This is a genomic window from Trebonia sp. (assembly GCF_030042015.1).
Classification (GTDB): Bacteria; Actinomycetota; Actinomycetes; order Streptosporangiales; family Streptosporangiaceae; genus Trebonia.
Map to the genome: position 1 here is coordinate 1 of NZ_JASIAL010000528.1, position 3,532 is coordinate 3,532.

At 72.7% G+C, this 3,532-nt stretch carries 2 protein-coding genes and 1 pseudogene; all 3 read left to right on the forward strand.

Annotated elements, in window-relative coordinates; all coding sequences use genetic code 11:
* A partial coding sequence (locus tag Q1N79_RS28105; RefSeq protein ID WP_300614076.1) for a penicillin-binding protein 2 occupies positions 1-1,816 on the forward strand: 1,816 nt, incomplete at its 5' end.
* A 22-nt stretch (positions 1,817-1,838) separates the two neighbouring features.
* Positions 1,839-3,395 carry a UDP-N-acetylmuramoyl-L-alanyl-D-glutamate--2,6-diaminopimelate ligase gene (locus Q1N79_RS28110; RefSeq protein ID WP_300614077.1) on the forward strand — a complete coding sequence of 519 codons (1,557 nt, stop codon included), beginning with the start codon at positions 1,839-1,841 and terminating at the stop codon, positions 3,393-3,395.
* A pseudogene (locus Q1N79_RS28115) lies at positions 3,392-3,532 on the forward strand (UDP-N-acetylmuramoyl-tripeptide--D-alanyl-D-alanine ligase); the annotation flags it as partial. The gene Q1N79_RS28110 and the pseudogene Q1N79_RS28115, both read left to right, overlap by 4 nt.

Below are 3,532 nucleotides of genomic sequence, written 5' to 3' on the forward strand. Positions count from 1 at the left end.
GCCCCCCAGCCGCCCCGAGCGCCCCAGCCGCCTCAACGGACCCAGCAGGCCGCGCCGGCCGCGCTGGATTCTCGCGCGCCGCGCCGACCCGGCCCGCCGGCTCGGCGTCACGCTGCTCGCCATCTCGTTCGTGCTCACCCTGTTCGCCGGCCGCCTGGTGCAGATCCAGGGCATGGAGTCCGGCATATACCGGTACAAGGCCGCGGCGGAAAAGCTCACGACGCTCACGCTGCCCGCGCTGCGCGGCACCATCTACGGGGCGAATGGCCAGATCCTGGCGATGACGGTGGAGACGTACACGGTGACCGCCGACCCGCCGCAGATCCCCGCCGCGGACAGGCCGGGCGTCGCGGCCAGGCTGGCCGGCCCGCTCGGCATGCCCGCGCAGCAGATCCTCACGCTGCTGCGCCACCCCACGTCGCCGGACTACGTCGTCCTCGCCAAGAACCTGCCCGCCGCGCAGGGCGACAAGGTCAGCGCGCTCGCCATCACCGGCATCTACCTGACGGCCAGCTACGCCAGGGCCTACCCGGACGGCGACGCGACCGCCAACGTCGTCGGCTTCACCAACGTCAGCCAGTCCGGCGTGATCAGCGGCCAGGCGGGCATCGAACTTGAGTACAACAAGCTGCTGTCCGGCACGCCGGGCAGCGAGCAGGTCGAGATGAGCACGGACGGCCAGCCGATCCCGCTGGCCGGCAGCACGGAGACGCCGGCGCGCAGCGGCACGGGCATCCGGCTCACGATCATCCCGGCGCTGCAGTACGCGGCGCAGCAGGCCTGCCAGCAGCGGGTGCAGCAGATGCACGCCAAGCAGTGCACGGTCGTGATCATCCAGCCGAAGACCGGGTACATCCTCGCCATGGCCCAGTGGCCGACCTACAGCCAGTCCACGCTGGCCAGCGCGGCCGACGCCACCGACCTGCCGGTGCAGGACGTGTTCCAGCCCGGGTCGACCGCGAAGGTGATCACCGCCGCCGCCGCGTTCGAGCACGGCGGCCAGACGCCGATGAGCTCGTACTACATCCCCTACCAGATCTACGAGGGCGGCCAGTGGATCCGCGACGCCGAGTGGTCGCCCGGCGAGCACTACACGATCGCGGGGATCATCGCGAACTCGAGCAACGTCGGCATGTCCCAGGTGGTGCAGCACGTCTCGCCCCAGGTCCAGTACGACTACCTGCGCGCGTTCGGGCTCGGCGAGCCGTCCGGCCTGAACCTGCCGGGGGAGAGCGCGGGCATCCTGCCGCCGCCGTCGCAGTGGGCGGCCGACGAGCGGTACACGCTGTCGTTCGGCCAGGGCGTCGCGGTGACCGCGGTGCAGATGGCCAGCGTGTACGCGACGATCGCCAACGACGGCGTCCGGGTGCAGCCGACGCTCGTCGAGGGCACCGTCAGCCCCAGCGGGCAGTTCACCCCGGCGGCGCCGTCGCCGAGCCGCCGCGTGATCCAGCCGAAGACGGCGCGCGAGCTGATCTCGATCCTGCAGCAGGTGCCCGCCGTCGACGAGACGGCGGACCAGCCGTGGGGCATCATCCCCGGCTACGCGGTCGCCGCCAAGACCGGCACCTCGCAGGAGGCCGGCCCGGGCTGCGCGCTGTGCGAGTACGGCTCGAGCTACATCGGGATGGCGCCAGGCAACGACCCGCAGGTGGTCGTGGCGGTGAACGTGCAGGACCCGAACCCCAAGTACGGGTATTACGGTGACGTCGTCGCGGGCCCGGTGTTCTACAACGTGATGAAGTTCGCGCTGGCCACCCTGCAAATACCGCCCGATGGGGCGGTTGCACCGTATGTCCGGCTCAATGCGCCCTGATTTTGGATACCCTCTGGGCGTGATCCGACCCGCACACCTGGCGCCGCGGCCCCTGTCCGGGCTGGCGGAACTGCTGGGTGTGGGCAGAACAGGGCCCATCCCGAACGATCCCGGGCGCCTGTCCGGCGTCACGCTTGACTCCCGCCAGGTGCGGCCTGGCGACCTGTACGCCGCCCTCCCCGGTGAACACACGCACGGCGCGGCGTACTGCGATCAGGCGGTGGCCGCCGGCGCGGTGGCGATCCTGACCGATCCCGGCGGCCGCGAGCGCGCGGCCCGCAGCGGCGTGCCTGTGTTCGTCGTCTCGTCGCCCCGGGACCGGCTCGGTGACGTGTCGTGCTGGATCTACGGCGATCCGAGCACCCGGATGACGATGGTCGGGGTGACCGGAACCAGCGGCAAGACCACGACCAGCTACCTGGCCGAGGCCGGGCTGCGCGCCGCCGGTCACGTGACAGGGCTGGTCGGCGGGGTGGAGATCAGGATCGGGCCTGAGCGCGTCAAGAGCGCGCTGACCACCCCGGAGGCGCCGGAACTGCAGGCGCTGCTCGCCGTCATGGCCGAGCGCGGGGTCACCGCCGCGGCGATGGAGGTGTCCAGCCACTCGCTGACGCTTGGCCGCGTGGCGGGCACCAGGTACGACGTGGCGGTGTTCACCAACCTGTCGCAGGACCACCTGGACTTTCATGCCGGATTCGAGGACTATTTCCAGGCCAAGGCGAAGCTGTTCACCCCGCGGTACTGCGCGGTGGGCGTGGTCAACGTGGCGGACAGGTACGGCCGCAGGCTGGTGTCGCAGGCGTCGGTCCCGGTCGTCACGTTCTGCGCTGACGCCACTTCCGGCGCTTTCTGGAACGCGGACTGGCGGGCCGCGGACGTGCGCTGCGGCGCCGACGGCTCGGCCTTCCGCGTGGTCGGCCCCGGTGGCGTCGAGGCGGACGCGTCGCTGAGCCTGCCCGGGCCGTTCAACGTCGCCAACGCGCTCGGCGCGATCGTGGCGCTCGTTGAAGCAGGCGTCCGGCTCGAGGACGCGGTCGCCGGCGTGGCCGGCTGCCCGGGCGTGCCCGGCCGCCTCGAGCGGGTGGCGGGCGGCCCTGGCGCAGGACCCGACGCGTTCGTCGATTACTCCCACAAGCCAGGCGCGGTCGAGGCGGTGCTGCGGGCCCTGCGCTCGGTGACCGCGGGCGACCTGGTGATCGTGCTCGGCTGCGGCGGCGACAGGGACCGCGGCAAGCGGCCCCTGATGGGCGCCGCGGCCGCGCGGCTGGCCGACGTGGCGGTGTTCACCAGCGACAACCCGCGTTCTGAGGATCCGCTGGCCATCCTCGCCGAGATGCTGCAGGGGGTGCTCGGGATCCCGCGGGAGGAGCGGGCCCGGGTGATCATCGAGCCGGACCGGGCCGCCGCCATCGGCCTGGCCGTCGCCATGGCCGGCAAGGGGGACGTCGTGCTCGTGGCCGGCAAGGGGCACGAGACTGGCCAGTACGCGGGGGACAGCGTGCTGCCGTTCGACGACAGGGAGGTCACCGCGGCCGCGCTCGCCCGGCGGGCCGCCCCGGGCGGCGGAGACCTGGCATGATCCCGCTCACGCTGGCCGAGATCGCCGCGCTCGCCGGCGGCGCGCTCGCCGGGGGCGCCGATCCGGGCGCCGTGGTCACCGGACCGGTCGTGATCGACTCCCGCCGAGCCGCGCCAGGCGGCCTGTTCGCCGCGCTG